Source organism: Nocardioides sp., assembly GCF_030655615.1.
Lineage (GTDB): Bacteria > Actinomycetota > Actinomycetes > Propionibacteriales > Nocardioidaceae > Nocardioides.
In genome coordinates this window covers 1-25226 of sequence record NZ_JAURVJ010000125.1, presented here as the reverse complement: position 1 = coordinate 25226, position 25226 = coordinate 1, and the positions used below count along the sequence as shown (strand labels likewise).

Here is a 25226-nt window from a genome sequence, read left to right as displayed (position 1 = left end):
GGGGAGGTCAGGGGAGGGGGTCGGCGGAGCCCAGGCGCCAGAGGGCGAGGCCGTGGACGCCCAAGGACCGGGCGAGGCGGACGCGCTGGCGGTAGGACCGGGCGTCCGACCACCAGAGCACGGTCCCGCCCGGGAGGAGGGCCGACCACTCGCCGGCCCGCGCGTGCCACACCGGGCGTACGCCGGCCCGGTGGCTCCGGCGGCGCGCCGCGGCCGGGGTGACCGTCCAGCCACCCCCACCCCGGCGCCAGGCGTAGCCGTAGCCCGCGACCCCGAGGTCGATCCGGTCGGCCGGGACGATGCGCCGCATGGTGAGGACCGCGCGGCGCTGCCAGGCCAGGCCACCGACCGGACCGGGTCCCGACCACGACGGGCCGTGCTGGTCGTAGGCCATCAGCTCGATCCGGTCGACGACCGCCGCGAGGCCCGCGAGGTCGTAGCCGCGCTCGCGGTAGCCGCGCAGCGACCCCGACGCGCTGATGTCGATCGTCACCGTCCGGCCCTCCGGCAGGGCCGCGCGCACGGCCTCACAGAGCGCGACCAGCCCGGCGGCGTCGCCGGCCCGGACCAGCTCGAGGTCGACGTTGACGCCGCCCCAGCCGCCGCTCACGGCGAGGTCGGCCAGCCGGGTGCTGACCGCGTCGATCGCCTCGGGGTTCGACAGCAGCAGGTGGGCGCGCCGCGGGTCGAAGTCGCCGAGGCCGTCGCTGAAGTTGTGCACCAGCAGCTCGGTCCGCAGCCCCTCGGCGCGGGCGTCCCGACCCAGCCGCAGGGCGTCGGCGCCCGGCGCCACCACGCCGCTGCCGTCGGCGAGCAGCGCGACCCCGTCGACGGTCACGGTGGTGAGGGCGTGGGCGTCGCGCCGCAGGGCCGACCGGGGGAGTCCGCCGTACGCGAACCCGGTGACGGCCAGACCGGCCGCCCGCGGCGAGACCGGGTCCGCCACCGCACCAGCGGGTCCGGGGACGACGAGGGACGCGGTCGCCAGGACGACGGCGAGGCCGGTGCACAGCATCCCGTCAGGGTGCCACGAGGCGCCACCCCTAGGCTGGCCGGATGCCGTCGTTCGCCTGCGTGGTCCTCGTCGACCGCCGCGGGTGGCTGCTGCTGCAGGAGCGTGACGAGCACGCGCCCATCGACCCGGAGTGCTGGGGGATGAGCGGCGGTCACGTCGAGGACGGCGAGGACGCCGAGGCCGCGGCCCACCGCGAGCTGCGCGAGGAGACCGGGCTCGACCTGCCGCCGGGCGCCCTGCGTCACCACGCGACGTACGCCGTCTTCCACGAGCACTACGGCACCACCGACCCCGTCGACGTGTTCGTCGCGGGCGTCGACCTCACCGATGCCGACGTCGAGTGCCACGAGGGCCGGCAGTTCGTCTTCGTCGACCCGGCCACGATCGGCGACCTGCCGCTGACGCGCTCGGCGCAGCTGGCGCTGCCCGACGTCCTGGCCAGCCGCGCCCACGCCGTGGCGCGCTGGTACGCCGAGGGCGTCGTCCGCTTCGCCCAGGTGACCCTGGTGGACCCGGCCGGCCGGCTGCTCATGCAGGAGCGCGACGAGCACGCCCAGGTCGCGGCCGACCAGTGGTCCTTCCCCGGTGGTGGGTTGGAGCCCGGGGAGTCCTACGTCGACGCCGCCCGGCGCGAGCTGGCCGAGGAGACGGGCGTCGACCTGCCCCAGGGCTCCCTGTGCCTGCTCGGACGCTGGACCCTGCCGTCGACCCTCGAGCCCCTGATGAACGAGTTCGAGGTCTACCTCGCCGCGACCGAGCTGACCGACGCCGACATCGAGTGCCACGAGGGTCGCCAGATGGTCTTCGTGACGCCGGCGTCCACGGCCACCCTGCCCCTGGCCCACACGACGTCCGTGGTCCTGCCCGACCTGCTCCAGTCCGACCTCTACCGAAAGCTGGTCCCATGAGCACCCCAGGACGTTCTCCGTCTCCCCCGCTTCGCTCCTCCACCGGACAACGCCCCGGGGACCCCGCATGAGCACCCGCACGCTCGACGTCCATCCCGTCCCCGGACCCGGTGCCGAGGACGTCGTCGTCGGCCTGTCCGGCGCGGACGAGGGGGCGGTGTTCACCGGCACCGAGGACGGCTCGATCTTCCGCGTCAGCCACGACGGCGCCACCGTCGACCGGGTCGCCCGGACCGGCGGCCGCCCGCTCGGCCTCGAGATCGACCTCGACGGCCGGCTCCTCGTCTGCGACGCCCACCGCGGGCTGCTCCGCGTCGACACGCGCACCGGCGCGATCGAGGCGGTCACCGGCGAGATCGACGGCACGCCGATGAAGTTCTGCAACAACGCCGCGATCGCCTCCGACGGCACCGTCTGGTTCTCCGACTCCTCGACCAAGTTCGGCATCGAGGACTGGAAGTCCGACTTCGTCCAGCACACCCGCACCGGTCGGCTCTGCCGCCTCGACCCCGACGGCACGGTCACCGTCGTCATCGACGGGCTCGCCTTCGCCAACGGCGTCGCGCTGTCCAAGAACGAGGACTACGTCTGCGTCGCCGAGACCGGCGGGCGCACCGTCGTGCGCCGCTGGCTGACGGGCAACCGCAAGGGCATGCGCGACCTGCTCTGCTCCGACCTGCCCGGCTACCCCGACAACATCGCCCGCGGCAGCGACGGTCTCATCTGGGTGACCATCGCCAGCCCGCGCGACGCCCTCGTGGAGCGCCTGCAGACCGGCCCGCTCAAGCTGCGCAAGCTCGCCACCAAGCTCCCCGACCGGCTGCAGCCGCAGCCCAAGAAGACCGTCCGCGTCCAGGCCTACGACGACGAGGGCCGGCTGGTCCACGACGTCGACGTCGACCCGGCGCAGCAGCGGACGGCCTACCACATGGTCACCGGCGTCCGGGAGCACGAGGGGCGCGTCTGGCTCGGCAGCCTCGACGAAGCGGCGATCGCGGTCGTCGACCTCTGAGCACGTAAACTCGCCCCATGTCCCTGCTCGAGTCGATCACCGGTCCGCGCGACCTGCGCGGTCTCGACGACGACCAGCTCGCGAGCCTCGCGACCGAGGTCCGCGACCTGCTCGTCCAGAGCTGCTCCCGCGTCGGGGGCCACCTGGGCCCCAACCTCGGGGTCGTCGAGCTCACGATGGCGATCCACCGGGTCTTCGACTCCCCTCACGACCGCGTCGTCTTCGACACCGGCCACCAGGCCTACGTCCACAAGATGCTCACCGGCCGCGCGCGCGACTTCGGCGGGCTGCGCACCGAGGGCGGCCTGTCGGGCTACCCCAGCCAGTCCGAGTCGCCCCACGACATCGTCGAGAACTCCCACGCCTCCACCGCGCTGAGCTATGCCGACGGCCTGGCCAAGGCCTACCGCATCCGCGGCGAGGACCGCCACGTCGTCGCCGTCATCGGCGACGGGGCGCTCACCGGCGGCATGGCCTGGGAGGCGCTCAACAACATCGCCGTCGCCCAGGAGAGCCGCCTGGTCATCGTCGTCAACGACAACGGCCGCTCCTACACCCCGACCATCGGCGGGCTCGCGACCGCGCTCACGACGCTGCGCACCAACCCCCGCTACGAGCAGGTCCTCGACCTGGTCAAGAAGCGCCTCACCTCGGTCAAGGGCGTCGGCCCGGCGGCCTACGACGCGCTGCACGCAATGAAGAAGGGCCTCAAGGACGCCCTCGCCCCGCAGGGCCTGTTCGAGGACCTCGGCCTCAAGTACGTCGGCCCGATCGACGGGCACGACCGCTCGGCCATGGAGCTGGCCCTGGCCCAGGCCAAGCGGTTCAACGGCCCGGTCATCGTGCACGCGATCACCCGCAAGGGCTTCGGCTACGACGCCGCCGAGCGCCACGAGAAGGACCAGTTCCACCAGATCGGGCCGTTCGACGTCGAGTCGGGCGAGAGCCCCGCCAAGGGCCGCATCTGGACCGACTTCTTCTCCGAGGAGATCGTCGCCCTCGGCGCCGAGCGCCCCGACATCGTGGCCCTGACGGCCGCGATGATGCACCCGGTCGGCCTCGACGGCTTCCAGGCGCGCTTCCCCGACCGCACCTTCGACGTCGGCATCGCCGAGCAGCACGCGGCGACCTCCGCCGCCGGGCTCGCGATGGGCGGGCTCCACCCGGTCGTCGCGATCTATGCCACCTTCCTCAACCGCGCCTTCGACCAGGTGCTGATGGACGTCGCGCTGCACCGGTGCGGCGTCACCTTCGTGCTCGACCGCGCCGGCGTGACCGGTGACGACGGCGCCAGCCACAACGGCATGTGGGACATGTCGATCCTCCAGGTCGTGCCCGGGCTGCGGATGGCCGCGCCCCGCGACGGCGCCCGCGTCGGCGAGCTGCTGCGCGAGGCCGTCGAGGTCGACGACGCCCCCACCGTGCTGCGCCTCCCCAAGGGCCCCCCGCCCGACGACATCCCCTCGATCGGCAAGGCCGGCGGCGCCGACGTGCTCGTCCGCAACGGCGCCTTCGACGTCCTCATCGTCGGCGTCGGGTCGATGGCCGCCGTCTCGGTCGACGTGGCCGCCCGCCTCGTCGCCCAGGGCATCGGCGTCACGGTCGTCGACCCCCGTTGGGTCAAGCCCGTCGACCAGGCCGTCGTCGAGCTCGCCCGCCGCCACCAGCTCGTCGTCAGCATCGAGGACAACGGCCGCGTCGGCGGCTGCGGCGCCGTCCTGCTCCAGACGCTCAACGACGCCGGCGTGACGACGCCCTTCCGCCTGCACGGCATCCCACAGCAGTTCCTGAGCCACGCCAAGCGCGACATCATCCTCGAGCGCATCGGCCTGACCCCCCAGGCCCTCGCCCTGGGCATCGTCGAGGACATGACCGCCCTCGCCGACGGCGGCGTCCTGGTCGACCGTGTCGACGTCCCGTAGGTCCGCGCTCGCCGCCTCCCTCGCCGCGTGCCTGGTGCTGGGCGCGTGCGGGGGATCGGACCCGTCGTCCGCACCGACCACCGTCGGCCCGAGCGGGACCCTCGCGCCGCCGGTCGGCACCGGGTCGGCCACCCCCACGGCCACCACCACCGTCCCCGTCCTCCCGAAGATCTCCTCCGACCTGGTCGGCGACCTCCAGCGGGTCCTCGACACCCGCGCGGCGGCCGTCCGCGCCGGCGACCGGGCCGCGTTCCTCGACGGTCTGGCCGCCGAGCCCGACCTGCGGACCGCCGAGGGCGGCTACTTCGACAACCTCGCCCAGCTGCCCGTGTCGACGTTCTCCTACCGGCTCGAGCCGGCCAGCCTGGTCCGCTCCGACGACGCCTACTGGGGCGTGGTCGACGTCCAGCTGCAGCTCTCGCCCTACGACGCCCTGCCGGTCCGCACGGTCGACCGCTTCCGCTTCATCCCGACCGGGCCGTCCGCCTACGTCGTCAGCTCGACCACCGACCCCGCCTGGGAGGCCGAGCACCCCGGGCTCAAGCAGCCGTGGGACACCGAGCCGGTCCGGATCCGTGAGGGTGCCGGCGTGCTCGGCGTCTTCGACAGCGCCGACCGCCGTGAGGCCGCGGGCATCGTGGCCTCGGTCGAGCGTGGCATCACCGACGTCGCCGGCCGGGTGCCCTACACCGAGTGGGGCCAGCAGGCGGTCGTCTACGCGCTCTCCGACCCGCGCTTCCTCGCGGGCTTCGACGACCTCCCCGGCGGCGACCCGCAGGCGCTCGACGGCGTCGCGTTCACGGTGCCGGCCGGCACCGACGACACGAGCGTCGCCTCCACCCGCTTCGCGCTCAGCCCCGACCTGCTGCCCGTGGCCAGCGCCCGGCGCGTCGACCGCGAGCTCGACCGGCTGGTGCGCCACGAGCTCGTCCACGTCGCCGTCGGCGACCACGACGACGCGGCCCCGGTCTGGCTCAGCGAGGGCGTGGCCGAGTGGGTCTCGGTCCAGGCCTTGCCGCCCGCCGCGCGCGACGTGCCCGACCGCGCGCTGGCCGCCGCCACTCGCGGCATCGACCGGATGCCGTCCGACGAGTCGTTCAACGACGACGATGCCGCCGTCCACTACGCCCTCGCGTGGTGGGTGTGCGAGTGGCTCGCCCAGACCTACGGCCCGGACGCCCCCTGGACCGTGATGGAGGCCTTCTCCGTGCGCGCCGGCGACGACGAGCGCGACGTCGTCCGCGACCTGCTGGGCTTCTCGGTCGACAAGCTGGCCAAGCGGGGCGCCGAGCTGATGGCGACGACGTACGCCCCACCGGTCACGGAGGCGCCGACCCCGACCACACCGGCCAGCCCGGCGACGCCGACCGACGGCACCACCATCTACGACTGATCACGCCCTGGCCTGAGGACGGCCCGGCCCACGGCCTTCACTAGTGTGGAGGGGTGTCCTCTGAGCGCTTGGTCCACATCCTCGACGAGGTGCCTGCCCTCGACGGGCTCAACGCGCTCACCATGGTCGTCGCGCTCGACGGGTTCCTCGACGCCGGCAGCTCCGCCGCGCTGGCCGCCCAGCACCTCTCCGCGCTCGGCGACGGCGGGTCGGTGGTGGCGACCTTCGACGTCGACCAGTTCCACGACTACCGCGCCCGGCGGCCCCCCGTGTCGTTCACGCGCGACCACTACGAGTCCTACGACGCGCCGCGCCTGGTCGTACGGCTCCTGCGCGACGCCGGTGACACGCCCTACCTGCTGCTCCACGGTCCGGAGCCCGACAACCGGTGGGAGGCGTTCTGCCGCGCCGTCCGCGAGGTCGTCGAGCGGCTCGGCGTGACCCTGGTCGTCAGCATGGGATCGGTGCCGATGGCGGTGCCCCACACCCGGCCGATCGCGGTCACCCACCACGCCAACGACCCGGGCCTCATCACCGCCACCAACCCGTGGCAGGGCGAGCTCCGGGTGCCGAGCAGCGCCCAGGCCCTGCTGGAGATCCGGCTCGGCGAGTGGGGACGCGACGCTCTGGGCTTCGTCGCCCACATCCCGCACTACCTCGCCCAGCTGGAGTACCCCCGAGCCTCGGTGATGCTCCTCGAGCAGGTCGAGCGGTCGGGCCGGCTCACCCTCGACCTCACCGACCTGCGCGCCGCTGCCGAGGAGCGCGAGGGCGAGATCACCCGCTACCTCTCGGCCAACGAGGAGGTCGGCGACGTCGTCGCCTCGCTCGAGCGCCAGTACGACTCCTTCGCGCAGGCCGAGCAGGCGGGCTCGAGCCTGCTCGCCGACGACCAGCCCATCCCGACCGGTGAGGAGATCGGCCAGCAGTTCGAGCAGTTCCTGGCCGGCCTCGAGGACGGTCCCGACCGGGAGGACGACGAGTGACCGAGCTCGACCCCGCCCAGGAGCTGCGCGCGCTCCTCGACCTGGAGTACCTCGACGTCGACCTCTTCCGCGGCAAGCAGCCGGAGTCGACCCGGCAGCGGGTCTACGGCGGGCAGGTGGCCGCCCAGTCGCTGGTCGCCGGCGCCCGGACGGTCCCCGACGGCTTCCACGTCCACTCGCTGCACTCCTACTTCCTGCTGCCCGGCGACTACCAGGTGCCGGTCATCTACGACGTCGAACGCATCCGTGACGGCAAGTCGTTCGTCACCCGCCGGGTGATGGCGCGCCAGCACGGCCGGCCGATCTACTACCAGACCCTGAGCTTCCAGCGGTCCGAGGACGGCTTCGAGCACCAGGACGCGATGCCCGACGTCAAGGCGCCCGAGGAGGGCATGGACCTCGTCGAGCTCATGCGCGGACGCGGCAACGCCGACGCCGACGCGCTCGGCAAGGAGTGGGCCGCGCTCGACGTCCGCTGGCTCGGCAACTCCCGCCACGGCCTCGAGGCCGACCCGGCGCACCCGTCGCAGGCCCGGATGTGGATCAGGGTCCTCGGCGACATGGGCGACGACCCGCTCGACCACCTCGCGGTGTTCGTCTACGCCAGCGACGTCTCGCTGCTCGGTGCCTCGCTGGCCGCCCACGACGCCGACCCGACCAAGGTGCAGATGGCCTCGCTCGACCACACGCTGTGGTTCCACGCGCCGTTCCGCGTCGACGAGTGGTGGCTCTACGACCAGTGGTCGCCCTCGGCCGGGGGCGCGCGCGGGCTGTCCCTGGGGCGCGTCTTCACCCGCGACGGCGCCCTCGTCGCCACCGCGGCCCAGGAGGGCCTCATCCGTCCCCGGACGCGCTGAGCCTCAGAGCGAGCTGTTGAGGTCGAGGCCGCCGTGCCAGGCGCCGACCGCCGAGAGGAGCAGCAGCCCGACCAAGGCCACGACCGCCACGACCACGACCCGCCGGCTCGGTGGCGCGCCCCGTCGGCGTACCGCTGAGGACGGGACGGCGAGGACGCCCACCAGGGCGGCCTGCGCGAGCAGCGAGGGGTAGGTCCAGTCGAAGTCCATGCCGCTGTGGAGCAGGAGCACGACGTAGGCCGCCAGCGCTCCGGGCTGGACGAGGTCGCCGGCACGGCGTGAGGCGGGCAGCGCGCGTACGGCGAGGAGCGCGAGCGCGAGCAGGGCCACCACGAGCGGCAGGACGAGGACGAGCCCGCCGTCGGAGGCCGCCTGCAGGTAGCCGTTGTGCGCGAAGGCGGTCGAGACCCCGTCCCGCTTGTCGGTGACCGCCGTGGTGGCGCTGTCGAAGGAGTTGAAGCCGGCGCCCGAGGCGGGCCAGTGCCGGAAGATCTCCCACGAGCGACGCCAGTCCTCGAACCGCTGGACGCCGTTGCCCTCGAAGCTGCCGTTGCGGGCCGTGGTGGCCGCGAGGGGGGAGAACCGCTCGCCGAAGAACGGCGGACCGGTGAGGACCCAGCTGGTGGCCCAGGACAGGGCGACGACGGCGATGGTCCGGCAGATGGACCCGATGGCGGCCGTGGTGCCCAGGCGGCAGGCCGCGGCCGCGAGCACCAGGGCGACGCCGATCGCGATGCCGAGCATCGAGCCGCGGCTGGTCGTGAAGACGGTGCCCGCGACGCAGAGCGGGGCGAGGCACCAGCCGAGGGTGGCCAGCGGCCGGCGCCCGTCGGCGACGAGGGCGACCGCCAGCACCGCACCCGCGGCGAGGAAAGCGCCGACCTGGTTGTGCCAGTAGAACGTGCCCTGGAAGAGCCGGCTCGGCGACGGCACCGACGACCAGGCGGCCCAGCCCATGGCGAGCTGGAGCCCCGCGGCGCCGACGACGGCCGTGGCGAGCAGCTGGCGGCGTACGGGGGTCCGCGCCCAGGCGAGGGCGACCAGTCCGAGAGCCCCGGCGTAGGTGTAGGAGGCAGCGTCGTCGGCGCCGGCCCACCCGGTGGGTGCGGTCAGCACGACGACCCAGGCGCCGGCGCCGGGCGCCAGGGCGATCGCCGTGGCCCGCACGCGCAGGACCCGCCAGGGGCGAACCAGGAGTGCGGCGACCGCGACGAGGAGGGCGCCGTACGACAGCACGTGGGGCTCCCGCCCCCCGGTGCCGAACGTCAGCCAGGCCGCCCACCAGGTCATCGCGGCGACGACGGCGACGTCGCTGGCCCAGGGGAGCCAGGTCGTGAGCCGCGTCGTGACCGGACCTGTGACGGAGGGGACCGAGGTCGGGTCGAGGACAGCACTCACGATGGACTCATCGGCCACCCGGCGGTGGGTCTTGAGTGCTGGGCGCGATCCCCGAGGCCGACGGGGCTGGGCGCGGCTAGAGCGCGGTCGTGCGCCCGGCGAGGTGGGGCTTGCCCGACGGGCTGGTGAGCCCGAAGGCGAAGCCCTGGTCGACCGGGGTCGAGCCGAAGGCGACGGTGCCGGGCAGCAGCACCGGCTTCTTGAACGCGACGTCGACGCGGACGGCGTCGGGGAGCCGGTTCTCGAGGGCGGCCACGCAGCGCGCCATCGTCCACATTCCGTGGGCGATCTGGCGCGGGAAGCCCAGCGCCTTGGCGGTCAGCGGGTAGAGGTGGATCGGGTTGGCGTCGCCGCTGACGGCGGCGTAGCGACGGCCGAGATCGGCGGGCAGCTGCCACTGGATCGGTGACGGCGCGGCTTCGGGGAAGACCGTGCCGTAGGACGCCCCGTCCTCGCCCCGGCCGCGGCGCAGGTAGGCCGACGTCTCCTCCCACACCAGCTCGTCGCCGCCCGCGCCCGCAGCCCGGACCTGGGTGACGAACTCGAAGACCCGGCCCTTGGCGTGCGCCACCGGCGCTCCGACGGACGCGACCACGGACAGCGTCTCGCCGATGGCGATCGGCCGGTGCTGGGTGATGGAGTTCTCGAGGTGGACGGTGCCGATCGCGGGCGCCGGGAACGCCGGGTCGCTCATGATCGCCATCTGCAGGTCGAAGACGAGCAGGTGCGGGTAGGGGAGCGGGACGACGTCCTTGGTCGGGAAGCCGCAGACGCGGGCGTAGGCCTCGACGTCGGCGCGCTCGACCGTCACCGGCGGGCGGGTGCGGGTCAGGCCGCTGAAGCCGGCGAGCGGGGCCTTCTTGATGCCGGGCAGCTGGTTGACGACCGGGATCGACGGCAGCGCGGCCCTGAGGAGGGTGGGGATGGCGGACACGTGTCAGGCTCCGAGCATCATCTGGCCGCAGACGCGCACGACGTTGCCGTTGACGAGGCTGGAGGCGGGGTGGGCGTACCAGGCGATCGTCTCGGCGACGTCGACCGGCAGGCCGCCCTGGGCCAGGGCGTTGAGGCGCTGACCGACCTCGCGGGTCGCGAACGGAACGGCGTCGGTCATCTGGGTGATGATGAAGCCGGGGGCGACGGCGTTGATGGTGATGCCCGTGCCGTGGTCGGTGAGCTCGTCGGCGAGCGAGTCGACGAGGCCGATGACGCCGGCCTTGGAGGCGGCGTAGTTGGTCTGCCCGACGTTGCCGGCGATGCCGGCGATCGAGGCGACGCCGACGATCGAGCCGAAGTCGTTGATGACGCCCTGCTCGAGCAGCTCGCGGGTGATCAGCTCGGGGGCGGTGAGGTTGACCGCGATGACCGAGTCCCAGCGGGCCTCGTCCATGTTGGCGAGCTTCTTGTCGCGGGTGATGCCGGCGTTGTGGACGACGACGTCGACGCCGCCGTGCTGGGTCTTGAGGTGGTGGGCGATCCGCTGCGGGGCGTCCTTGCCGGTGATGTCGAGGGTCAGCCAGTCGCCGTCGAGCTCGCGCATCAGGGCCTGCAGCTCGCTCGCGGCCTGGGGCACGTCGACCCCGAGGACCGTCGCACCGTCGCGGTGGAGCACCCGGGCGATCTGCTCGCCGATGCCGCGGCTGGCCCCGGTGACGAGTGCGACCTTGCCGGTGAGGGGCTGGGCGGGGTCGACGACCTCGCCGGTCGCAGTGCCCTTCTCGGCGTGGGCGCCGATCCGCACGACCTGGCCGGAGACGTAGGCCGACTTGGGGGAGAGGAGGAAGGCGAGGGTGCTGGTGGCCGCGGCCTCGGCGCCGTCGGCGACGTAGACGAGCTGGACGGTGCTGCCGCCGCCGATCTCCTTGCCGAGGCTGCGGGTGAAGCCCTCGAGTGCCCGCTGGGCGACCCGTTCGCTGCCCGTGACCTGCTCGGGCGGCGTACCGATGACGACGACGCGGGCGCACCTCTCGAGGCTGCGCAGGACGGGGGTGAAGAAGTCGCGGAGAGCGACGAGCGCGGCGGCGGAGGTGAGGCCGGTGGCGTCGAAGACGAGCCCCTTGACCTTGCCCTCGTCGGGCTTGACGGCGGTCGAGGCGATGCCGAGCGTGTCGAGCAGGCCGGGCAGGGACTCGACGAGGCGGCCCTGGCCGCCGACGAGGACGGTGCCGTCGACGAGAGGCGCGCCCTCGGTCCAGCGCTCGAGCCGGGTGGGGCTGGGCAGGCCGAGGTTCTTGACGAGGATCTTGCCGACGGGCGTGCTGGTGAAGCCCTGGTACTTGTCGCTCATGGCGGGTGCTGCCTCAACTTCTCTGGTCGTCAGACGGAGCTCGAACACGAACATGCAACCCCGTGTGTAACTCAGTGTCCACATTTCGTGACGTGGCCCTCAGTCCCTTGGACCGAGCCTGGTTACCGGTCAGTATGGTCCCATGATCGAGAAGACTCGCCGCGTCGCCGTCATCGGCGGCAACCGGATCCCGTTCGCCCGTTCCAACGGCCCCTACTCCGACGCGTCCAACCAGGACATGCTCACCGCCGCGATCGACGGGCTCGTCGTCCGCTTCGGTCTCGAGGGCGAGCGCCTGGGCGAGGTCGTCGCCGGTGCGGTGCTCAAGCACTCGCGCGACTTCAACCTGACCCGCGAGGCGGTGCTCGGCTCCAAGCTGTCGCCCGAGACGCCGGCCACCGACATCCAGCAGGCCTGCGGCACCGGCCTCCAGGCCGCGATCCAGGTCGCCAACAAGATCGCCCTCGGCCAGATCGACGTCGGCATCGCCGGCGGCACCGACACCACCTCCGACGCGCCCGTCGCGATCAGCGAGAAGCTCCGCAAGAAGCTCGTCAAGGTCAACGCCGCCCGCGACACCAAGTCGCGACTGATGGCTCTCGGCCAGATCCGCCCCGGCGACATCGGCCTCGAGATCCCCCAGAACGGCGAGCCCCGCACCCGCCTGTCGATGGGTGACCACGCCGCGCTGACCGCCCTCGAGTGGCAGATCGGCCGTGAGGAGCAGGACGAGCTCGCCGCCGCGTCCCACCAGCACCTCGCCGCGGCGTACGACGCCGGCTTCCTCGACGACCAGGTCACCCCGTTCCGCGGCGTCGAGCGCGACACCAACCTGCGCGCCGACTCGACCGCCGAGAAGCTCGCCAAGCTCAGGCCGGTCTTCGGCAAGGGCGAGGCCGCGACCATGACCGCCGGCAACTCGACGCCGCTCACCGACGGCGCGTCCGTCGTGCTGCTGGCCTCCGAGGAGTGGGCCAAGGAGCACGACCTGCCCGTGCTCGCCTACATCACGGCCTCCGAGACCGCGGCCGTCGACTACGTCCACGGCGGCGAGGGCCTGCTGATGGCTCCGGCGTACGCCATGTCGCGCATGCTCGAGCGCGAGGGCCTCGCCCTGCAGGACTTCGACTTCTACGAGATCCACGAGGCCTTTGCCTCGCAGGTGCTCTCGACGCTCAAGGCGTGGGAGGACCCGGTGTTCTGCAAGGAGCGCCTCGGCCTCGACGCCCCCCTCGGCTCGATCGACCGCACCAAGCTCAACGTCAAGGGCTCCTCGCTCGCCGCGGGCCACCCCTTCGCCGCCACCGGCGGCCGGATCGTCAACGTGCTCGCCCACCTTCTCGCCCAGTCCGAGGGCGGCACCGGCCGTGGCGTCATCTCGGTCTGCGCCGCTGGTGGGCAGGGCGTCGTCGCGATCCTCGAGCGCGCCTGATCTCTGGTCGTCCGGGCTGCGGCCCGGTCGGGTCGGTCGTACGAACTGCGCGGTTGCGCGCGGTTCGGCCGCGGGTCGGGCGCTCAACTCGTGCGATCGCACGAGTTGGGTCGGTGTTGGGTGGGTTCTCAGCGCTCAACTCGTGCGATCGCACGAGTTGGGCTCGCGTCAGGCAGGGAGGCGCGCTCAACACGAGCGATCGAACGAGTTGGGCCGGGGCAGAGCGGGTTCCGACGTCCAACTCGTGCGATCGCACGAGTTGAGCTGGTACGGCCGGGTCAGGGGCAACCAACTCGTGCGATCGCACGAGTTGGCGACCACCGCCAACCGCCCGTCACCCCCCGGCGAGCGCCAACGCGGAGGCGACCAGGTGCGCACGCACCTGCTCGGCGGTGATCGACCCGACGGTGGGGACACCCGGCGAGGTCTCGGTGACGAGGATGCCGACGCGCGCCAGCTGCAGCGCTCCGAGCCCGCTGGCGTAGAGCGTGTTGGACATCAGCGCGGCGTCGCCGGTGATCGTGAAGTCCCCCGAGGCGACCCCGTCCTCCAGGGCGGTGGTCAGGATGGTCAGGCACGACGAGATCGCCCGGCCGAGCCGGTAGAGCGCACTCTCGGTGATCTCGGCGAGCAGGTCCTCGCCGCGGCGGCGCATCAGCGCCTGCGCACAGTCGACGAAGGCCGGGTGGGCGACGCCGTAGTCGACGAACGCGCCGACGATCGCGGCGAGCCGCTCGGCCGGCGCCGTCGTCGAGGCGCCCGCCGCGGCGAGCTCGTCGCGCATCTCGTCGAGATAGCTGACGAGGGTGAGCGCGAACAGCTCCTCCTTGCCCGTGAAGACCCGGTAGACGATCGCGCGGTTGATGCCGACCGCTGCGGCGATGTCCTCGATCCGCATCTCGCCGACGCCCTGACGATCGAACTCGGCGCGCGTGGCGGCGATGATCTCGGCCTCCCGCGCGCGACGGCGTACGGCGGCCGCGCGGCGCCGGCCGTCGGTCTCCGGCGCGCGGGGGGTGGTGGTCACCCGCTGATGGTAGCCATGTTGCAACTCCGAGTTGCACGACTGTGACGGAAGGCAAGCGTGGCGGCGACCGTGCCCACGACGGCTCCCGCCACCAGCCACCGCGGCAGCGGTCCGTCGGCGCGCGAGCCGAAGCACGCGAGGTCGGCCTGGTGCGAGCCGACCGAGCCCGTCGCCTGCGACGAGAGCAGCGACCCGCCGGACTGCCACGACAGCGCGGAGCCGAAGCTCAGTGCGGAACCCAGCGACCCGACCGACGCGAAGGACCCGACCGACGCCGTCGACAGGACGGACCCGACCGAGCCGATCGACAGGATCGAGCCCTCGGAGGCGAGCGAGAGGATCGAGCCGCGCGAGCGCCACGACCAGAGCGAGCCATCGGCGTCCACGACCGCCAGCCTAGTCACCACGCGCACCTGCGCCAGCCGAAAACGGTGGACCAGTCTGGTCATTCGCTGGGGTATCCAGGGGGAAGGACCTGGGTCACAGTGCAACCTGCCCCGCACACTCCCCACGCCGATCACCTGGAGCACCCGCCGTGAAGCTTCGCCGTCTCGCCTGCACCGCCGCCGTCCTCACGACCGTCGCCTTCTCGGTCGCCGGGTGCTCGAAGACGGTCGACCTGGACTCCCTCGAGGACCAGGTCAGCGGGTTCTACACCGACACGGTCGGTGAGGACCCGGACGACGTGAGCTGCCCCGACGACATCGACGCCGAGAAGGGCGCCACCGGCACGTGCACCGTGACGGCCGGCGACACCGAGTACGTCGTGGACGTGAAGGTCGAGAGCATCGACGGCGACACCGTCAACTTCTCGCTAGAGGTCGAGGACCCCGACGCCGAGGCCGAGTGACCCCACGCCCGACCCGCTCAGGCCAGCGCCTTGACCGTCTCGAGCGTGTCGGACTCCTCGGCCGTCTTGTCGTCGCGGTAGCGCACGACCCGCGCGAACCGCAGCGCGACGCCGCCCGGGTAGCGGGTGGAGCGCTGCAGCCCGTCGATCGCGATCTCGACGACCTGCTCGCGCCGCACGTGCACGACGTGGCCGTCGCGTGAGGTCTCGAGGCCGAGGAAGCGCTCGGTCTGCCAGGCGAGCATCTCGTCGGTCATCCCCTTGAACGTCTTGCCCAGCATCACGAACTCGCCGGGCCGCTCGGGGTCGCGCGCGCCGAGGTGGATGTTGGACAGCAGGCCCTGGCGCCGGCCCGAGCCCCACTCGACCGCGAGCACGACGAGGTCGAACGTGTGCACCGGCTTGACCTTGACCCACGCCGCGCCGCGCCGGCCGGCGGCGTAGGGCGCGGTCAGGTCCTTGACCACGACGCCCTCGTGGCCCGCGGCGAGGACGTCGACGACGAACGCCTCGGCCACGTCGACCGAGGTCGTCACCACCCGCGGCACCCGGAACTCCGCCGGTACGAGCGCCTCGAGCGCCGCGGCCCGCTCGGCACCGGGGGAGTCGAGCAGGTCGTGGCCGTCGACGTGGAGGACGTCGAAGAAGAACGGGGTGATGCGCACGCCCTCGCCCATCGCGGTGCGCGACGCGGTCTCCTGGAACGGCCGCGGTCGGCCCGCCTCGTCGAGCGCGAGCACCTCGCCGTCGAGCACGAAGGACGACGCCGGCAACGACCGAGCCACCTCGACCACCTCGGGCAGCCGCGCCGTGATGTCGTCGAGCGAGCGTGTCACGACCAGCACGGTGTCGTCCGCATCGCCGAGACGGTGCACCTGCACCCGGATCCCGTCGAGCTTGGTGTCGACCGCGACGCCCCGCTCGGACGCACCGACCTTGGCCAGCGCGTCGGCCACCGTCGGCGCCGACGAGGCCAGCATCGGCAGCACCGGGCGCCCGACCTCGAGCCCGATCGCGGCCAGCGCCTCCTCGCCACCCTCGAACGCCGTCCGCACCACCGACACCGTCGACCCGGCGAGCATCGCGGCGCGGCGTACGGCGACCAGCGGCAGCCCGGCCGCAGCCGCGACGCCCTCCTGCACGAGCGCGTCGAGGGCACCCTGGCGCAGCTCGCCGGTCACGAGCCCGCGCAGCCAGCGCTGCTCGTCGGTCGTCGCGGCCCCGAACAGCTCCGCCACCGCGTCGGCCCGGGCGGCCTGCGAGCCGGTGCCGGAGATGGCGGCGACGCGGTCGAAGGCCTCGTGGACCCCCGCCACCGTCAGCGACGCCTCGGCCGCCGGCTCGGGGAGCGAGGCGAGGCCCCGCCACCCCACGCCCGTACGACGCTGCAGCAGCGCACCGCCCACGTAGGACGTCACGACCTCGAGCTCGGGGCCCGACCCGGCCCGGCGCAGCAGGTCGGCGATCGCGACCACCTTCTCCTTGCGGGAGCGGGTGGCGGCCACGGCCGCGGAGGTCGCCACGACATCGGAAAGCAACATGCCTGTATCAAACACGGGCGTACCCCCCGTCCGGGTGGGTCGTTGAAGTCCCCGAGCCGCCGACCGTGCCTCGCCCCTCCCTGCACCCGCCCTCCACCCTCCCCTCACCCGGCCTCGGGGCCCCCGGACGACCGAACAGGAACCCTGTGACCCGCTCGCGCATCACCCGCACCGCCGCCCTGGCGGCCGTGTCCGCCGTCGCGCTCAGCCTGCCCAACCTCGCGCAGGCCGCCACCGTGACGACCGCTCTCGCCCCGGCCGCCCGGCCCACCGTCCTGGGTGGCGACACCAACGCCGTACCGGCGGCCGGCGACAACGCCGCCGACCTGTCCTTCGACTCCCGCGCCACCCTGAGGTCCCTCACCCCGACCGCCGCCCAGCGCGCCGGCCTGGCCCGCCTTCCCGGCGCCGTCGCCACCTGGAACCCCACCGGCACCCCGCGCTCGATCGGCGTCGACGGCGGCTTCCTCAGCGCGCCCAGGTCCGGGGACCCGCTCGCCATCGCCCGCGGCTGGCTCGCGACCCACCGCGCGACGTTCGGTCTCGGCGCCGCCGACGTGGCCGACCTCGCGGTCGTCCGCAACCACACGCTCCCGGGCATCGACACCCGCGTCGTCAGCTTCGCCCAGACCTTCGGCGGCGTCGCGGCCGGCATCGGCGGCATCCTCACCGTCGTCGTCGACCGGCAGGGCCGCGTCGTCTCCTACGCCGGCGACCCCGTCCGCAGCTCGGCGCTGCTCGGGTCGTTCGAGCTCACCCCCGCCCAGGCGCTCACCCGCGTCGTCGATTCCCTCGTGCCGGGCCAGGACTTCGTCGCCCGCACCACCGGGACGGTCAAGGGTGGTTACGAGGTGTTCGAGGGCAGCGTCCTCGGGCCCGACCAGCTCGTCCGCAAGGTCGCCTTCCCGACCGCCCAGGGCGGGCGTGCGGCGTACGCCGTCCTGTCGATCCTCAGCCTCGACCAGGCCTGGGCGACGATCGTCGACGCCGCCACCGGCGAGCCGCTGCTGCGCAAGTCGCTCGTGCAGCACGAGGGCGACGGCTCGGTCTTCGAGAACTACCCGGGCGCCGCCAAGGGCGGCAAGCAGGTCGTCAAGAGCTTCGGTCCGACCGCGACCTCGCCGGGCGGCTACCTCGACCCGACCGGGCTCGTCGGCCTGCCGGGCATCACGACCCTCGGCAACAACGCCAACACGGCCATCGCCTGGACCGTGCCGCTCGTCGCCGCCGACCAGTACAACCGGCCGGTCAGCCCCACCGGCACGTTCCGCTACCCGTTCACCAACAGCTGGGAGAAGTCGGGCGGGTCGGTGACCGGCTACCAGGCCGACGCCAACGCCGCGGCGACCAACCTCTTCTACCACCACAACCGGATCCACGACGAGTACTACGCCTTCGGCTTCACCGAGTCCGGCGGCAACTTCCAGCTCGTCAACAAGCCCGGCACGTCCGGCCTCGGCGGCGACCCCGTGTTCGGCGGCGCCCAGTCCGGCGCGCTCAACCTCACCGAGGCGGTCCTCGCCCTGGGCCGCAACAACGCCAACATGCTGACGCTGCCCGACGGCATCCCCGGCTTCACGAACATGTACCTCTGGGAGTTCGTCGACGACGTCTTCGAGGGCCCCAACCGTGACGGTGACTTCGACTCCACGATCATCCAGCACGAGTACAGCCACGGCCTGTCCAACCGCTACGTCGGCGGCGGCGGCCTGGGCTCGCTCGGCACCACCCAGTCCGGCGCGATGGGCGAGGGCTGGGGCGACTGGTTCGCGATGAACGACCTGTTCCGTCGCGGCCTGACCCGCACGGCCGTCACGGCGCCGTACGTCGGCGACCCGCAGCGCGGCATCCGCAACTGGAACTACGCCAAGAGCCCCGCGACCTACGGCGACTACGGCTACGACATGAGCGGTCCCGAGGTGCACTCCGACGGCGAGATCTGGACCGCCACCCTGTGGACCCTGCGCACCAAGCTCCTCCAGGCGGTCGGCGGCAACCAGAAGCAGGCCTCCGACGTCGCCGAGCACCTCGTCATGGACGCCATGCCGCTCTCGCCGCCGAGCCCGTCGATGCTCGACATGCGCGACGCGATCGTCAAGGCCGGCCAGCTCCGCTACGGCAAGAAGTACGCCGACCTCGTCTGGGACGCGTTCGCCGAGCGCGGCTTCGGCGTCTCCGCCAAGACCGACGGCGAGACCGACACCGACCCCCGACCCGGCTTCGACGTCAAGAAGAAGTCGCTCAACGGCACCCTTAAGCTCACCGTCGTCAACGACTCGGCCGGCGGCCGGGTCAAGGGCGTGCGGGTGCTCGGCGGGCGCTTCGAGGGCCGCGGTACGCCGGTGTTCACCACCGGCAAGCAGGGCACCGGCCAGGCGCGCTTCGCCGCCGGCCGCTACACGCTGACCCTCCAGGCGCCCGGCTTCGGCATCCAGCGGGTCACGGTCGCGGTGGCCAAGGGCCGCACGACCGCCACGACCATCCGCCTGCGTCCCAACCTGCTCTCGCGGGCCTCAGGCGCCACGGTCGTGGGGACCGCCAGCCAGGCCAGCGCCTTCCCGGCCGAGAACCTCCTCGACGACTCCGAGGCCACCGGCTGGCGCACCGGCACGTCCACCCGGGCCTACAACAAGGGCCCCGACCGGTCCGTCACGGTCAAGCTCAAGAAGCCCTCGACGATCCGGACCGTCGCCGTCAGCGTGATCAAGCCGATCGGCGTACCCCGCTTCGCCGCCGCCAAGAAGGTGCTCGTCCAGACCTCGATGGACGGCAGGAAGTGGAGGACGGTCAAGGTCGCCCGCTTCAGCTTCGCCGCGCCGCGCCCCGCCGTCTCCGACCTCGGGCTCAAGACCTACCAGCTCGGCAGGAAGGGTGTCCGCGCCCGCTTCGTCCGCGCCGTCGCCGCCGAGGTCTTCGGCAGCGGCGCCACCAACGCCTCGACCGCCGTGGTCGCGGAGGTGCAAGCCTTCGGCACGGCGCCAGGGATCAAGCCGCGGCTGCCCAAGCCCGACAAGCCCGTCACCTACTCCGGCTCGGTCGCCGTCGGCAACCCCGCCCAGGGCTCGCTCCTCGGCCTCGACCCCTACCGTCCCGGTGCCACCGAGCTGACCTGGACCTGCCCCGGCCTGCCCACCGCCAACGGCGGCGACGCCCACTTCGCCAGGCTCCCCAAGGGCGCCGGCGACGGCCAGCACGTGGCCAACCTCAGCGCCGACGTGCCGCTGGGGGAGTACATGCTCTACTTCTACGACGAGAGCTGCGCCCCGCTCGCCGGTGGCGGGTTCGTCCTCGACGGGGAGAGCGTCGTGATCCCGCCGGGCGCCGTCTACAGCGGGTTCCTGCTGATCTACGGCACCGCCGCGTCGTACACGATCGAGGTCACCGAGCCGCGCTAGCCCTGATGGTCGCTCTGGCCGGCCGCGTCTCGCGGCCGACTCCGCCTGGCACTGCTGCCGCCGGGCCTGGGAGTCGGCCGCCGAGACGCAGGGCCGGCCGACGGCGACGTGCGCCCTGTGGTCGACCTGGCAGCGGGTGGGGGCGCCCCGCTGGCCTCGAGAAGATCGGCAGGCACGGTGCGACCGGCACTGCGCTCAGCGCGGGTTGGTCACTTCCAGCACGGCGGCGGTGACGGCCCCGCGCACGACCTGCTCGAAGACCTCCTCGAGCTCGGGGACGCCGTCGAAGTAGCCGCTGGACTCCAGGGCCACGAAGCCGTGCAGCGCGGAGAAGATGGCCATGCCGGTGGGGATGATCCGCTCCTCGGGGAGTCCCGTCGAGCGGACCATCACGCCCATCGCCTCGATCACCTCGCCGGCCGCCGCGAAGAAGCCCTCGCGGTCGAGCGGCGCGCGGGTGACGGCGGCGTAGCGCTGCGGATAGGTGCGGGCGAAGTCGCGCAGCTCGTGGCACAGGACGCGGAGCCCGTCGGCGCCGGCGTGGCCCATCGCGGCGCGCTGGACGTGGCGGCCGAGCAGCCGCATCGCGCGCAGCTGGATCTCGGCGCGCAGGTCCTCGAGGTTGCTGACGTGGTTGTAGAGCGACGAGACGCGGGTCTCGAGGTCGGCGGCGAGCAGGGTCATCGACAGGGCGTCGTAGCCCTCGCGGTCGACGACGGCTTCGGCGGTGACCACGACGGTCTCGCGGTCCAGCCGTGCGCGACGCTCGGTGGCCGGGCTGGTCATCTCGCCCTCATCTCCCCATGAATCGGTTTCGTGCGAACACGAAGGACTATAAGCCCGTGAAGTCCGGCTCCCGGCCCTGGGCGAACGCGGCCAGCGCCTCGAGGTTGGCCGGGCCGCCCATGAGCTCGGCGAACGCGGCGTTCTCCCGCTCGCGGGCCGCAGCGATGCCCTCCCGCAGCGGCGCCACCATCGTGCGCTTGACCGCGACCAGCGACGAGATCGGCCGCGCCGCCAGCACGGCGGCGTGCCGGTGCGCCTCGGCGAGCAGGTCGTCGGGCTCGCAGACCCGCCAGACCAGCCCCATCGCGAGGGCCTCGTCGGCCGAGACCCACTCCGCCGACAGCAGCATCCAGGCGGCGTCCTGACGCCCGACGAGCCGGGGGAGGAGGTAGGACGACGCCGCCTCGGGCGCCACGCCCAGCGACGTGAACGGGCACTTGAGCCGGGCGGTCGAGGCCATGAACGCCAGGTCGGCGAAGCCGAGGACCGTCGTCCCGATACCGAGCCCCAGCCCGTTGACCGCGCAGACCAGCGGCTTGTCGAAGGCCTCGAGCGCGTCGACCAGCCCCGGGAACCCGTGCCGACCGCGCTCGAACGTCGGGTCGGTCGCGATCCGGTGCATCTCCAGCAGGTCGGTCCCGGCCGAGAACGCCCGCCCGGCGCCGGTCAGCAGCACCACGGCCACGTCCGGGTCGGCGGCCGCGTCGAGGAGCGCGTCGGCGAGGGCGTCGTACAGCGCCTCGTTGAAGGCGTTGAGCGCCTCCGGCCGGTCGAGCGTCAGCGTGCGGACCCGGGCCTCGTCGGAGATCTGGAGCGTCATGCGCCGAAGCGTAGGTGGGCTGTCGGTGGGGGCTCCTAGGCTGTCCGCGTGAGGGTTGGCGGGCAGGTGCGGGTGTGGCGACCCGACTGGCCGTGCGGCTTCGGCGTGCTGCGCATGCACCGCCGGGGCGGCGGCGACCCGACCTACAAGACCGACGAGGCGAGCGCCGGCGGCCGCACCTGGCGCGGCATCCGTACGCCGGTGGGCCCGGCCACGCTCGTCCTGCGGTCGCGCCCGGCCGACGGCGAGGTGCACGCCGAGGCCTGGGGGCCGGGAGCCGCCTGGGCGCTCGAGTCGGTGCCGGCGATGCTCGGCGCCGAGGACAGCTGGGACGGATTCGAGCCGCGCCACCCGGTGCTGGCCGAGGCCCGGCGCCACTTCCCCCACGCCCGGCTCGGTCGCACCGGTCTGCTGATGGAGGCGCTGGTGCCGGCGATCATCGAGCAGAAGGTCACCGGGCAGGAGGCGTTCGCGGGCTTCCGGATGCTCGTCCACCGCTACGGCGAGCGCGCGCCCGGCCCGGGCGCCGACCGGCGCCTGTGGATCCAGCCCGACGCCGCGACGCTGCGCACGGTCCCGTCGTGGGAGTGGCTCAAGATGCACGTCGACCCGGCCCGCTCGCGCACCCTCGTCACCGCCGCCCGTGTCGCCGACGCCCTCGAGCGCGCGGTCGCCCTCGGCCCCGAGGAGGCCGACCGCCGGCTGCGCAGCCTCCCGGGCATCGGCGGCTGGACCAGCGCCGAGGTCCGCCAGCGCGCCTTCGGCGACCCCGACGCCGTCTCCTTCGGCGACTACCACGTCGCCAAGGACGTCGGCTGGGCCCTCACCGGCACCCCCTTCACCGACGCCGAGCTCGAGGATTTCCTCGAGCCCTGGCGCCCGCAACGCGGCCGGGTGCCCGCGCTCGTCGGCATGGCCGGCCTCCGCCGCCCGCGCCACGGCGCCAAGATGTCCCCTCGCACCCACCTCCCCGCGAGCGTCACCCGCCACGGTGGTCGAGCCGCGGGGACGTAGTCACCGCGTGCGAGACCCTCGCCGGCGGCACCCCCGACCCGAGCTGGCCCCTGCGGTCGGATGGTCTCGAGTCAGGCGTGTCCGCCTTCCTCGACCGACGTGGGGCCGGGTCCGACCACCGGGGCGGTCCCCACGGGGGAACGCGGTCAGTGCAGCTCCTCCTCGCCCCGCACCGGGACCAGCCCGACGGCGACGGCGGGCAGCAGCGCGGCGACGGCGAACGTGGCGGCGTAGCCGGTGTGCGTGACGAGGAGCCCGCCGAGCGGCGGGACCAGGGCGCTGGTGAGGAACTGGGCGGTGTTCTGCAGGCCCAGGGCGCGGCCCGACCAGAACGGCCCGGCGCGCTCGGCGACGGCGGTGAAGGCGAGGCCGTTGTCGGCGACGGTCAGGACGGTCGCGATCACCAGGAGCGGTACGGCGACCGAGAGGTCGAGACCCGCGGCAAGGCCCAGCAGCGCCATCGTCGCGGAGGCGGCGACCGCGACCCAGCGCAGCGGCCGCATCCGGGAGCCGACCAGGTCGGAGAGCTGCCCGGCGGCGATCCGGCCGAACGCGGCGACCACCTGGGCCACCGCGACCAGGGTGCCGGCGGCAGCGGGGGACCAGCCGCGCTCCTCGACGAGCCAGACGAGGCTGAAGGTCCACACGACGAACTGCGGCACGACCAGCAGCACCGAGACGCCGTGGATGCGGGCGAGGAACGAGTCGGCGCGGTAGGGGTTGGCGGCGCCGCCCTCGACGGCCGGCGGCCGGGGCGGGTCGACGACCACGAGGAGGACGACCACGGCGGCGACCGCCGCGGCGACGGTCGGCACCAGCAGCGCGGCGCCGATGCCGTGCGCGTCGGCGATGACGGCCATCGACACCGCGGCGACGGCGACGCCGACCGGCTGGGCCATCTGCCGGATGCCCATGGCCAGGCCCCGCCGGTGCGGCGGGAACCAGCCGACGACGACCCGGCCCGACGCGGCGTTGGCGCTGGCCGCGGCGGCACCGGCCAGGAAGAGCGAGGCGCTCAGCAGGACCAGGCCGTCGGCGAGCACGGCGAGCCCGCTGAAGACGGCGGTGAGCGCCAGGCCCAGGACCAGCACGAGCCGCTCGCCGCGGCGGTCGGTGAGCATCCCCCACGCGACGAGCGTGAGCATCACGCCGACCGTCGGCGCGGCCGCGACGACGCCGGCCTCGGCCAGGCTGAGGCCCTCGTGCTGGCGCAGGGCGGGGATGAGGAACGCCGGTCCGTGCGCCGCCACGGCCGAGGCCGCCTGGGCCACGGTGCTCGCGCCGAGCATGGACCAGCGGCGCGCGGCGCCGATCGTGGTCGGCTCGACGGTGAGGGTCACGGTCCGAGTCAACCCCGGCGGGGCGGCGTACGACGACCGGATCTCGCCGATTCCGGTGTGAGAAGTTCCGCACGCGGACCACCCCGATAGGTTGACCGCGTGAAGCGCTGGCTGGACGTCGACCGACTCCTGGCCACGCTGCGCCGGACCCTGCTGACGATCCTCGGGCTTCAGCTCGTCATCGCGATCACGATGTCGCTCGTCGACTCCTACCGCCGCCGCGGCAAGAAGCCCAAGCCGTTCCCGACGACGGCACCCGGCAAGGTCGACATCGGCGAGAGCTCGGTGACGACCTACACCTTCGGCCGCGACCTCTACGACGACATGCTCGCCGCGATCGCGGGCGCCGAGAAGCAGATCCTCTTCGAGACCTACATCTGGAAGGGCGACGCGACCGGGGAGCGGTTCAAGTCGGCGCTGGCCGCCGCGGCCGCCCGCGGCGTCGAGGTCTACTGCATCTACGACGGCTTCGCCAACCTCGTCGTCTCGCCGGTGTTCAAGCGGTTCCCGGCGTCGATGAAGGTCCTCAAGTTCCCGGTCTACGCCGCCGGGTGGCGGTTCTTCGACCTGCGCCGCTACGGCCGCGACCACCGCAAGATCCTCGTCGTCGACGACACCGTCGGGTTCGTCGGCGGCTACAACATCGGCGACGCCTACGAGACCGAGTGGCGCGACACGCACGTGCGGATCACCGGCCCCGGCGTCTGGGACCTCAAGCGTGCGTTCGCCGACTTCTGGAACCTCCACCGACGCCGCCGCATCCGCCACAGCGAGCGCCCCCTGCTGCTCGAGACCGCGTCGACGTGGGAGCCGCGGATCCGCGTGCAGCGCAACGTGCCGCGGCTGTGGATGTTCCCGATCCGCGCGATGTACCTCGAGGCCATCAACCGCGCCAGCACCAACGTCTGGCTGACGACGGCCTACTTCATCCCCGACCAGGACTTCGTCGACGCGATGAAGGACGCCGCCCGCCGCGGGGTCGACGTACGCCTGCTCGTGCCGCTCAAGTCCAACCACATCGTGGCTGACTGGATCTCGCGGGGCTACTTCTCCCAGCTGCTCGCCGCGGGGGTCAAGGTGCTCCGGTTCAAGGGCGCGATGGTGCACGCCAAGACCGCCACCGTCGACGGCACCTGGGCCACCGTCGGCACCGCCAACATCGACCGGCTCAGCCTGTCGGGCACCTACGAGATCAACGTCGAGATCATCGACGCCGGCCTCGCCGCTCAGCTCGAGGCGGTCT

The 25226-nt window shown here is 73.2% G+C and carries 21 protein-coding genes; 11 read left to right on the top strand and 10 right to left on the bottom strand.

The window, feature by feature from the left end; translation table 11 throughout:
* Window positions 1-7: 7 nt before the first annotated feature.
* Complete coding sequence (locus Q7T52_RS10500; RefSeq protein WP_304802160.1) at window positions 8-1015, bottom strand: glycosyl hydrolase family 18 protein; 1008 nt, start codon at window positions 1013-1015, stop codon at window positions 8-10.
* Window positions 1016-1056: 41 nt separating this feature from the next.
* Between Q7T52_RS10500 and Q7T52_RS10495 the strand changes: the two genes are divergently transcribed.
* The 6 genes from Q7T52_RS10495 (at window position 1057) to Q7T52_RS10470 (ending at window position 8093) form a co-directional block, all read left to right on the top strand.
* Window positions 1057-1923, top strand: coding sequence for an NUDIX domain-containing protein (locus Q7T52_RS10495; RefSeq protein ID WP_304802158.1), 867 nt, complete (start codon window positions 1057-1059; stop codon window positions 1921-1923).
* A gap of 67 nt (window positions 1924-1990) precedes the next feature.
* Entirely contained in the window at window positions 1991-2935 is a 945-nt protein-coding gene (locus tag Q7T52_RS10490; RefSeq protein ID WP_304802156.1) for an SMP-30/gluconolactonase/LRE family protein, read from the top strand.
* A gap of 17 nt (window positions 2936-2952) precedes the next feature.
* The gene (gene dxs, locus Q7T52_RS10485; RefSeq protein ID WP_304802154.1) at window positions 2953-4857 is read left to right on the top strand and encodes a 1-deoxy-D-xylulose-5-phosphate synthase; all 1905 of its coding nucleotides are present in this window, start codon (window positions 2953-2955) and stop codon (window positions 4855-4857) included.
* On the top strand, window positions 4841-6250 hold the full coding sequence (locus Q7T52_RS10480) for a basic secretory protein-like protein (RefSeq protein ID WP_304802153.1): 1410 nt from the start codon (window positions 4841-4843) through the stop codon (window positions 6248-6250). Before dxs ends, Q7T52_RS10480 begins: the two co-directional genes overlap by 17 nt.
* A gap of 53 nt (window positions 6251-6303) precedes the next feature.
* Window positions 6304-7236, top strand: coding sequence for a proteasome assembly chaperone family protein (locus Q7T52_RS10475; RefSeq protein ID WP_304802151.1), 933 nt, complete (start codon window positions 6304-6306; stop codon window positions 7234-7236).
* Entirely contained in the window at window positions 7233-8093 is an 861-nt protein-coding gene (locus tag Q7T52_RS10470) for an acyl-CoA thioesterase II (protein ID WP_304802149.1), read from the top strand. The genes Q7T52_RS10475 and Q7T52_RS10470 overlap by 4 nt, the downstream gene beginning before the upstream one ends.
* 3 nt (window positions 8094-8096) lie before the next feature.
* Here the strand turns inward: Q7T52_RS10470 and Q7T52_RS10465 are convergent, their stop codons facing one another.
* From Q7T52_RS10465 to Q7T52_RS10455, 3 genes are all read right to left on the bottom strand, one after another.
* The gene (locus Q7T52_RS10465) at window positions 8097-9491 is read right to left on the bottom strand and encodes an O-antigen ligase (protein WP_304802147.1); all 1395 of its coding nucleotides are present in this window, start codon (window positions 9489-9491) and stop codon (window positions 8097-8099) included.
* 76 nt (window positions 9492-9567) lie between these two features.
* Window positions 9568-10425, bottom strand: coding sequence for a MaoC/PaaZ C-terminal domain-containing protein (locus Q7T52_RS10460; protein WP_304802145.1), 858 nt, complete (start codon window positions 10423-10425; stop codon window positions 9568-9570).
* Between the two features lie 3 nt (window positions 10426-10428).
* Window positions 10429-11778, bottom strand: coding sequence for a 3-oxoacyl-ACP reductase (locus Q7T52_RS10455; RefSeq protein WP_304802143.1), 1350 nt, complete (start codon window positions 11776-11778; stop codon window positions 10429-10431).
* 142 nt (window positions 11779-11920) lie between these two features.
* On the opposite strand from Q7T52_RS10455, the gene Q7T52_RS10450 reads away from it, so the two are divergent.
* Window positions 11921-13210 carry an acetyl-CoA C-acetyltransferase gene (locus Q7T52_RS10450; RefSeq protein ID WP_304802141.1) on the top strand — a complete coding sequence of 430 codons (1290 nt, stop codon included), beginning with the start codon at window positions 11921-11923 and terminating at the stop codon, window positions 13208-13210.
* A gap of 334 nt (window positions 13211-13544) precedes the next feature.
* Here the strand turns inward: Q7T52_RS10450 and Q7T52_RS10445 are convergent, their stop codons facing one another.
* Both Q7T52_RS10445 and Q7T52_RS10440 read right to left on the bottom strand, forming a co-directional pair.
* Complete coding sequence (locus Q7T52_RS10445) at window positions 13545-14237, bottom strand: TetR/AcrR family transcriptional regulator (protein WP_304802139.1); 693 nt, start codon at window positions 14235-14237, stop codon at window positions 13545-13547.
* The gene (locus Q7T52_RS10440) at window positions 14234-14623 is read right to left on the bottom strand and encodes a hypothetical protein (RefSeq protein ID WP_304802137.1); all 390 of its coding nucleotides are present in this window, start codon (window positions 14621-14623) and stop codon (window positions 14234-14236) included. The genes Q7T52_RS10445 and Q7T52_RS10440 overlap by 4 nt, the downstream gene beginning before the upstream one ends.
* Window positions 14624-14772: 149 nt before the next feature.
* Here Q7T52_RS10440 and Q7T52_RS10435 point away from each other — a divergent pair, with 149 nt between their 5' ends.
* Window positions 14773-15087 carry a DUF4333 domain-containing protein gene (locus Q7T52_RS10435; protein ID WP_304802135.1) on the top strand — a complete coding sequence of 105 codons (315 nt, stop codon included), beginning with the start codon at window positions 14773-14775 and terminating at the stop codon, window positions 15085-15087.
* 17 nt (window positions 15088-15104) lie between these two features.
* Here the strand turns inward: Q7T52_RS10435 and Q7T52_RS10430 are convergent, their stop codons facing one another.
* Window positions 15105-16628 (bottom strand): ATP-dependent DNA ligase, encoded by a 1524-nt coding sequence (locus tag Q7T52_RS10430; RefSeq protein ID WP_304802134.1) that lies wholly within the window; start codon window positions 16626-16628, stop codon window positions 15105-15107.
* A 146-nt stretch (window positions 16629-16774) separates the two neighbouring features.
* On the opposite strand from Q7T52_RS10430, the gene Q7T52_RS10425 reads away from it, so the two are divergent.
* Window positions 16775-20023, top strand: coding sequence for a M36 family metallopeptidase (locus tag Q7T52_RS10425; RefSeq protein WP_304802132.1), 3249 nt, complete (start codon window positions 16775-16777; stop codon window positions 20021-20023).
* Window positions 20024-20218: 195 nt separating this feature from the next.
* Here the strand turns inward: Q7T52_RS10425 and Q7T52_RS10420 are convergent, their stop codons facing one another.
* The gene (locus Q7T52_RS10420) at window positions 20219-20809 is read right to left on the bottom strand and encodes a TetR-like C-terminal domain-containing protein (protein WP_304802130.1); all 591 of its coding nucleotides are present in this window, start codon (window positions 20807-20809) and stop codon (window positions 20219-20221) included.
* A gap of 46 nt (window positions 20810-20855) precedes the next feature.
* Entirely contained in the window at window positions 20856-21629 is a 774-nt protein-coding gene (locus Q7T52_RS10415) for an enoyl-CoA hydratase/isomerase family protein (protein ID WP_304802129.1), read from the bottom strand.
* A 48-nt stretch (window positions 21630-21677) separates the two neighbouring features.
* On the opposite strand from Q7T52_RS10415, the gene Q7T52_RS10410 reads away from it, so the two are divergent.
* Window positions 21678-22643, top strand: coding sequence for a DNA-3-methyladenine glycosylase (locus Q7T52_RS10410; protein ID WP_304802127.1), 966 nt, complete (start codon window positions 21678-21680; stop codon window positions 22641-22643).
* Window positions 22644-22789: 146 nt separating this feature from the next.
* Here Q7T52_RS10410 and Q7T52_RS10405 read toward each other — a convergent pair whose 3' ends face one another.
* Window positions 22790-23983 (bottom strand): MFS transporter, encoded by a 1194-nt coding sequence (locus tag Q7T52_RS10405; RefSeq protein ID WP_304802125.1) that lies wholly within the window; start codon window positions 23981-23983, stop codon window positions 22790-22792.
* 99 nt (window positions 23984-24082) lie between these two features.
* Between Q7T52_RS10405 and Q7T52_RS10400 the strand changes: the two genes are divergently transcribed.
* On the top strand, window positions 24083-25226 hold a 1144-nt coding region (locus Q7T52_RS10400), incomplete at its 3' end, for a phosphatidylserine/phosphatidylglycerophosphate/cardiolipin synthase family protein (RefSeq protein WP_304802123.1).

What these genes read in the sequence shown, in the direction of transcription:
- Q7T52_RS10500 (WP_304802160.1), bottom strand. Translation starts at nt 1,015, where the DNA reads ATGCTGTGCACCGGCCTCGCCGTCGTCCTGGCGACCGCGTCCCTCGTC.
- Q7T52_RS10495 (WP_304802158.1), top strand. Translation starts at nt 1,057, where the DNA reads ATGCCGTCGTTCGCCTGCGTGGTCCTCGTCGACCGCCGCGGGTGGCTG.
- Q7T52_RS10490 (WP_304802156.1), top strand. Translation starts at nt 1,991, where the DNA reads ATGAGCACCCGCACGCTCGACGTCCATCCCGTCCCCGGACCCGGTGCC.
- dxs (WP_304802154.1), top strand. Translation starts at nt 2,953, where the DNA reads ATGTCCCTGCTCGAGTCGATCACCGGTCCGCGCGACCTGCGCGGTCTC.
- Q7T52_RS10455 (WP_304802143.1), bottom strand. Translation starts at nt 11,778, where the DNA reads ATGAGCGACAAGTACCAGGGCTTCACCAGCACGCCCGTCGGCAAGATC.
- Q7T52_RS10450 (WP_304802141.1), top strand. Translation starts at nt 11,921, where the DNA reads ATGATCGAGAAGACTCGCCGCGTCGCCGTCATCGGCGGCAACCGGATC.
- Q7T52_RS10430 (WP_304802134.1), bottom strand. Translation starts at nt 16,628, where the DNA reads ATGTTGCTTTCCGATGTCGTGGCGACCTCCGCGGCCGTGGCCGCCACC.
- Q7T52_RS10420 (WP_304802130.1), bottom strand. Translation starts at nt 20,809, where the DNA reads ATGACCAGCCCGGCCACCGAGCGTCGCGCACGGCTGGACCGCGAGACC.
- Q7T52_RS10415 (WP_304802129.1), bottom strand. Translation starts at nt 21,629, where the DNA reads ATGACGCTCCAGATCTCCGACGAGGCCCGGGTCCGCACGCTGACGCTC.